Origin of the sequence: Enteractinococcus helveticum, from assembly GCF_001657475.1 — a bacterium.
Classification (GTDB): Bacteria; Actinomycetota; Actinomycetes; order Actinomycetales; family Micrococcaceae; genus Yaniella; species Yaniella helvetica.
On sequence record NZ_LXEY01000100.1, the window covers coordinates 1 to 6,741 of the forward strand.

Consider the following 6,741-nt stretch of genomic DNA (forward strand, 5'->3'; position numbering starts at 1 on the left):
CAACATGAGGTTGAAGACCCATGCCATGGAGAATATCGTGACATTAAATCCCAAATTAGCGGATCATAAGATAGACCAGATCTTCTTCTATACCGATAGCCGCAATACCGCTCGCAAAGCTCTGACATCTGAGCCTCTATAACGATACAAGGACACATTGACCACACGATCTGTAGCTCATGAATAACATCCAACCAGGTATACCTGGTTGGACACTCTCCGGTTGAAGAATTGGGAGAAAACTGGTGGTCACGGCGCTCTGGGACCTCCATCCGCGGAGAATTCCCGGCACGCTCTGGCAACAAGCAACTCAAAAATGCGTTGTTCAGATCCGCCTGGGTGGCCTCCTGCCACGACCCTGTATCGAAAGCTTATTACCAACGGAAACGCGCCGAAGGCAAGAAACACAACGCCGCGGTCATCTGTTTGGCCTGCCGACGACTCAACGTGCTGTATGCGATGGTCCGAAACGGCAGCCTCTACCAAGCTGCTCCCGAAAACATCCCGCAAGCGGCTTAACGAAAAGCATAGGGACACCCCCTGCTGGCTGTCGACGCCCTGTAAGTCCATGAGGTTATACGGCTCGTGGCGCGAAGAAAGCTCAAGGCCAACGTCGAATCGAACACCGATGACGGCGAAACCGTCTACCGACTCAATCTCGACATGACTGCTACATGCGTCGACGGCGGAGCCTATACATTCGAGACCGGTCAAGATGCGGGAGATTGGCTTCCAAAGTGAGAAACCGCCGAAATCGGCTTTGCGGGTATTCCAGTATTCGTCGAACTCGTGGAGTTCAGGAGTCGGCCAGCTCGCAGACCGTTGGCAATCACGATGACTTCTGCCAGCTCGTGGACTAGGACTACGGCGGCTAACCCCAGCACGGCGGTGATGGCTAACGGCAACAGGCCAACAATAATGGCCAACGACAACACGATGTTCTGATTGATAATGCGGCGTCCCCGGCTGGCATGCTGCAACGCCCGTGGCAGGACGCTGAGGTCATGGCCAGTGAATGCTATATCGGCGGATTCTACTGCGGCATCCGCGCCTTTGGCACCCATGGCAATACCGATCGGCGCTGAGGCCAAGGCCAGGGCGTCGTTGATCCCGTCACCAATCATTGCGACCGGACCATGTTCTTGGAGTTCCGCCACGGCGTGAGCCTTGCCTTCCGGATGCAGCTCGGCGCGGACATCATCAATCCCGGCTTCCAGGGCCAACGCGTGTGCGGTGCGGGTGTTGTCCCCGGTGAGCATGGTGACCCCGTAGCCCGTCTCGGTTAACTCTTGGATGAGGTCGGCGGTTTCTGGGCGGAGTTCGTCACGCACCCCGATCGCGCCCACGGGTTGGTCCTCGCGGTGCACAATGACCACAGTCATGCCGTGGTCTTCCAAGTCCTGGACCAGACCAGTGAGCGAGCCGGGGCTCAGCCAGCGGGGGCTGCCTACCGAGATTCGACCACCGTCAACGACGCCGGTTATGCCGTGACCGGCGTCCTCGTTAATCTGGCGGGCCACCGGCGTGTGGGGTGCTGCGGTGATTATGGCGGCGGCCAGGGGGTGGGTGCTATGGATTTCCAGCGCGGCAGCCCACCCGAGTACCTCCGCCGGGCTACTGCCATCGGTGGTCAGCACCTCGGTCACGGTCGGCTGGTTCCGAGTCAGTGTGCCAGTCTTGTCAAGGGCCACATGACGGATCCCACCGAGGCGTTCAAAGGCGGCCCCAGACTTGATGATCACACCGAACTTGCTGGCCGCACCAATGCCAGAAACGACCGTCACCGGCACCGAGATGGCCAGCGCACACGGCGAGGCCGCCACCAGGACAACTAAAGCGCGCTCAATCCACACTCCAGGATCATCCAGTAGAGCCCCAAGGACGGCCACGAGGACGGCCAGAATTAGCACGCCCGGGACCAATGGACGGGCGATGCGGTCAGCAATTCGCGCGCGTTGGCCTTTGTCATGCTGGGCCTGTTCGACCAATTCCACGACCGCGGTCAGCGAGTTGTCTGTTCCAGCGGCTGTGGCCTCGACCTCAAGCACACCGGAGGTATTGATCGACCCCGCTAAAACCTGATGACCGGGTTCAACCGCAACCGGGATTGATTCACCGGTGATCGCCGAAACGTCCAGACTGCTGTGCCCGGAAACCACCACACCGTCGGTGGCCAATCGCTCCCCTGCTGCCAGGCGCAGTACACTCCCCGGAACAAGCGATTCCACCGGGATTGTGCGAGTGGTCCCGGCGGCCACGACTGTGGCAGTGGCTGGAATCAGCGACAATAAAGCACGCAGGCCCGACCGGGCCTTATCCATCGCGCGATCTTCCAAGGCTTCGGCAATGGAATACAAAAAGGCCAGCGCGGCGGCTTCTTCAATGAACCCAAGGATGACCGCACCGGTGGCACTAATGGTCATCAACAATCCGATGCCTAACCGGCCCGAGGTGAATAACCCCCGCATAGCACCGGGCACGAACTGGGAAGCACCCGCCACCAGTGCCAACCAGAACAATATTGTGGCCGCTAGGCCAGTGCCTGGAATGAACCATTCAAGGCACAGACCGACCAACAGGGCCACCCCGGAGACTGCCGGGATGAGCATCGCGCGATCAGCCCACCACCCAGCGTGCTCCTGGTGGTCCACGGTTTGATCGGATGCTTCGCACCCACACGCAGCGGACATTATCGATCGCCTCCCATGGTGTCACAGCAGCCGACGACCGGACATGCCGGGTCTAGACAGGTCGCGTTGTCATCCACGGCCAGGGTCGTATCCACCAGCGCATTGAGTGCCTGCGCTAGATGCGCGTCGGCGATTTCATATCGGGTACGCCTCCCCTCTGGCTCGGCGACCACAATCCCACAGTCCCGCAAACAGGCCAGATGATTCGAGACATTCGTCCGCGTCAGGCCCAAGGTTTCGGCCAACTGAGCCGGATATCCGGGCTGATCAAGCAGCGACAACAAAATTCGAGAGCGGGTGGGGTCTGACATTGCCCGACCCAACCGGTTCATGACATCAAGACGAGAAGCAATAGTCAGCACACACTGACCATACAGCGTTCGCTGACCTATCAGCAATTCTCGTGACCCAAAACACGTGGAAGCTGATGCCCTCGACAAGACCTCGGTGCTTCTTCGGTTAATTGATAGAATCGGAGGATGGATACGGGAAGCGCGGATTGCGGATGTATGGTCAATCGAGGCGTTTTCGTGCGCGCTTGTGACCAGTACCCCGATTGCTGTTGCCGGGAGTTGTCTGTCAAAAAAGACATCAGCGATTCACAAGAAGGCTAGTGCGGGGCTGTACTGGCCCGCTCCTAAGATTTCCCGGGAGCCACCCGTGGGGCAGGTATAGCTACTTTGGTTCGAGCAGAGGCTCAACAGCGTGTGATGCCGGTCGACGGCGGAGTGCGGCGATGATGATCGGCAGCCCCACGACGCTAGGTATCACCCAGAACGCCCAGTCGGGCAGGTAACGCCACAGTGGCAGATGCGGGCCGTTATCGACGTAGAACCCGGTCAGGAGCGCCACATAGGAACAACCCATTGCCACGATGTGCACGCGGTCATGTCCGGGAGTTTGGCGTCGCCGGTCCAACCAGCCGATGGCCAAGGCACCGCCGGCCACCAGCCCGATAGGCACCAGATACCAGTTTTCCTGCCATCGCATGACCGCCATCGCCGCCATCGTGGCGATGATGGCCACCAACGCCCAACCGTAAATCCGGCCGAAGGCGACATGGACGGGGCCGCCTTTGCGAGCCAGGGCAGCCGTTGCTCCACACACCACGCCCGTCAGCCCCGCAACCACGTGAAGCACTAAGACCGCTAGAAAGACGGGCCCTCATCGGGGATGGGTAACCCCAGAACCTCAACCACCGGCATATCACTTTCTATGGGGCAGCATAAATTAAGGTACTACTGAGAGTACTCCTCTCCTCCGGTATCGTCACCCCACCCGAATTTCTCAAATTCGAGGCAAGAGCTGCAACACTCCCGGAGCGGATGCCCCGAGCTCAGGCGACAGATCATCCTTGAATCTACAGCCAGAGCTCTTGCACACGGTCATCGAGATGATCCACGATGTGTTGGTCGTGTGTTGGTCGCGGATGAAAAACCGTCACAGGTCGCACACCATGACCCTCCCTTCCCAGTGAACCGCGACTCCTCGAGCAGGCCACAGTTCCTTATAGGCCGTGCCGGTGGCGATGATGACCGCGCCGAAGTCGGTGGCCTGCTGCGCCAGGGCAATCATCAGGGCCCCGCCATGGGTGACAGAACCGTCGATGACATAGATGTTCAGGAGTCGACGGGGGCCAGCAGTTCGGCGACGAGCTGTTGGATTCGGGATTTGATGTCGTCACGGATGACCCTGACGGCCTCGATACCTTGGCCCGCCGGGTCCTCGAGCTCCCAGTCTTCGTAGCGTTTGCCCGGGAAAATGGGGCACGCGTCGCCACAGCCCATGGTAATGACCACGTCGGATGCTTGGACGGCTTCGGGGGTGAGGATGGTTGGGGTGGCCAAAGTGATGTCAATGCCTTCTTCGGCCATGGCTTCCACGGCCACGGGGTTGAGTTGATCCCCTGGAGATGACCCGGCAGAGCGAACCTCGACACGACCCTGACCGAGCTCTCGGAGGTATCCGGCAGCCATTTGGGAACGCCCGGCATTGTGGACACACACGAACAGCACCGAAGGTTGGTCGGCAGGAGCCGAGGTCTGAGGAGGGGTTGGGGTGGTCATCACATTATCTTTCCGCAGTGGTGAATTCGGTATAGAGTGCTTGCACGCGAGCAGCGATGTCATCGCGCACTAATCGCATCCGGTCAATGCCCTGGATGCCGCGTTCAGAAGGTTCATCGGTGGACCAGGTCTCGATCGTGCCGGCCATGGACTCTACCGGGTCGATCTGGGCCTCATCCCCGAGCACGACCACGCGATTGATTCGGCGCAGCAACTCCGGGTCAATAGCTCGAGGGGATTCGGCTGACATGTCAGCCCCGACCTCGGCGATCACGTCGGCGGCGAGCTGGTTGATGAATTCACCTGGTTGAGTGCCGGCTGAGTGCACCTCAATCGGGTGTCCTGCCTGTGCTGCGTGGTGGCGCATCAGGGCGGCGGCCATCTGGGATTTGCCGCCGTTTCTCACACAAACGAATAACACACTGGGCACAGACTGTCGGGTGGTCATGAGCTTAGGCTCCTGTAGTGGTTGATATACTGTCGGCATCCGCTGGGGTCTTGCCGGTGCGGAAGGTGGGCACGGTGGGGTCGCTCGGGAAGATTCTGCGGCCCAACCACAGGGCGACATAGACCAGCCCGACGAGCACAGGAACCTCGATGAGTGGTCCGACCACGCCGGCCAGGGCTTGGCCAGAGGTGACTCCAAAGGTCCCGATGGCCACGGCGATGGCCAGTTCAAAGTTGTTCCCCGATGCAGTGAACGCCACCGAGGTGGACTTGGCATAATTGAGGCCCACCATCTTGGAGGCATAGAAGCTGACCAGGAACATCAACACGAAATACATCAATAGCGGGACAGCCATCCTGGCAACATCCAGCGGCTGAGAGGTGATGGCTTCGCCCTGCATCGCGAATAACAACACGATGGTAAATAGCAGACCATAGAGCGACCACGGGCCAATCTTGGGCAGGAAGGTGTTTTCATACCAGTCGCGGCCCTTGGCTTTTTCGCCAACGGTGCGCGTCAGAAATCCGGCTAGCAAAGGGATACCCAAAAACACCAGCACGGACAGCACGATCGCGCCGATGGAGAACTCCGCGGAGGTGGTCTCTAATCCGAGCCAGGAGGGCAGGGCTTGTAAGTAGAACCAGCCCAACGCGCCGTAGGCCAACAGTTGAAATACCGAATTCATCGCCACCAGCACCGCTGCCGCCTCGCGATCTCCGCAGGCCATGTCATTCCATATGAAGACCATCGCGATACACCGGGCTAACCCGACGATGATCAGTCCGGTCCGATATTCTGGCAGGTCCGGCAAAAACACCCAAGCCAGCACGAACATGAACAACGGGCCGACCACCCAATTCAACACCAGCGACAGGATCAACAGTTCCCGGTCCCCGGTGATCCTCTGGGTTTCGTTATACCGGACCTTGGCCAGCACCGGATACATCATCACCAGCAACCCAATAGCGATCGGCAGCGAGATCCCACCGACACTCATCGAATCCAATGCGGTATTGAGTCCCGGCACAAATCGGCCCAATGCCAGTCCTACGCCCATGGCCAGCAGAATCCACACTGCCAGCCACCGGTCTAAGAAGGACATCTCCTGCATCACCGGCGACCCCGTGGTCGCAGCGGCATTCGCGCTCGTGCTCATACAGCTTCTAAGCCCCTCATATTGATAGTTGTCAATCCGTCAAAAGCGAGACCACTCTAACACATTGATAACCGTCAATGTATGATGGGGATATGAGCACCGCAATCAACGACCCCCGCCTGATCCTTCACCCTGTTGCGCAATGTTGTTCGCTGACCGATGGCCCCATCGATGCTGAGCAGGCTGATCGCTTCGCTGGCATGCTGAAAGCCCTGGCGGATCCGACCCGCCTGCGGTTGTTGTCGCACATTACGGGCTCTTCGGAATTTTGGGTGTAGATCGGTTTGGTGACCGGGGTGTGTTGAAGGCATAAAAAAGTCGAGGTCTTCCGAAGATGGAAGTGCTCAAACAACACATCTAAAGAAAGACCTCGACATGCCC

Annotated in this window: 7 protein-coding genes and 2 pseudogenes; 2 read left to right on the forward strand and 7 right to left on the reverse strand. The window is 59.0% G+C overall.

Translation table 11 applies throughout. The features are described from left to right. Nucleotides 1-249: 249 nt before the first annotated feature. Nucleotides 250-519, forward strand: a pseudogene (locus A6F49_RS17495) (transposase); the annotation flags it as partial. 191 nt (nt 520-710) lie between these two features. On the opposite strand, the gene A6F49_RS14770 reads toward A6F49_RS17495, so the two are convergent. The 7 genes and pseudogenes from A6F49_RS14770 to arsB all read right to left on the reverse strand — a co-directional run bounded on the left by A6F49_RS14770 (nt 711) and on the right by arsB (nt 6,360). Beyond that, nucleotides 711-2,690, reverse strand: a complete 1,980-nt coding sequence (locus tag A6F49_RS14770) for a heavy metal translocating P-type ATPase (RefSeq protein WP_082911830.1) — start codon at nt 2,688-2,690, stop codon at nt 711-713. Next, on the reverse strand, nt 2,690-3,052 hold the full coding sequence (gene cmtR, locus A6F49_RS14775; protein ID WP_043055313.1) for a Cd(II)/Pb(II)-sensing metalloregulatory transcriptional regulator CmtR: 363 nt from the start codon (nt 3,050-3,052) through the stop codon (nt 2,690-2,692). Before cmtR ends, A6F49_RS14770 begins: the two co-directional genes overlap by 1 nt. A 313-nt stretch (nt 3,053-3,365) precedes the next feature. Then, nucleotides 3,366-3,830 carry a DUF2306 domain-containing protein gene (locus A6F49_RS14780; RefSeq protein WP_150119539.1) on the reverse strand — a complete coding sequence of 155 codons (465 nt, stop codon included), beginning with the start codon at nt 3,828-3,830 and terminating at the stop codon, nt 3,366-3,368. 293 nt (nt 3,831-4,123) lie between these two features. After that, a pseudogene (locus tag A6F49_RS17835) lies at nt 4,124-4,229 on the reverse strand (thioredoxin-disulfide reductase); the annotation flags it as partial. A gap of 80 nt (nt 4,230-4,309) precedes the next feature. Continuing rightward, nucleotides 4,310-4,756 carry an arsenate reductase ArsC gene (locus tag A6F49_RS14785; protein ID WP_043055311.1) on the reverse strand — a complete coding sequence of 149 codons (447 nt, stop codon included), beginning with the start codon at nt 4,754-4,756 and terminating at the stop codon, nt 4,310-4,312. A gap of 4 nt (nt 4,757-4,760) precedes the next feature. Next, nucleotides 4,761-5,204: an arsenate-mycothiol transferase ArsC gene (locus tag A6F49_RS14790; RefSeq protein ID WP_043055310.1), complete on the reverse strand. Its 444-nt coding sequence runs from the start codon at nt 5,202-5,204 to the stop codon at nt 4,761-4,763. Nucleotides 5,205-5,208: 4 nt separating this feature from the next. Then, on the reverse strand, nt 5,209-6,360 hold the full coding sequence (gene arsB, locus A6F49_RS14795) for an ACR3 family arsenite efflux transporter (RefSeq protein WP_043055309.1): 1,152 nt from the start codon (nt 6,358-6,360) through the stop codon (nt 5,209-5,211). A 92-nt stretch (nt 6,361-6,452) separates the two neighbouring features. Here arsB and A6F49_RS17840 point away from each other — a divergent pair, with 92 nt between their 5' ends. Next, entirely contained in the window at nt 6,453-6,638 is a 186-nt protein-coding gene (locus A6F49_RS17840; RefSeq protein ID WP_052499911.1) for a hypothetical protein, read from the forward strand. The last annotated feature ends 103 nt before the right edge of the window (nt 6,639-6,741 follow it).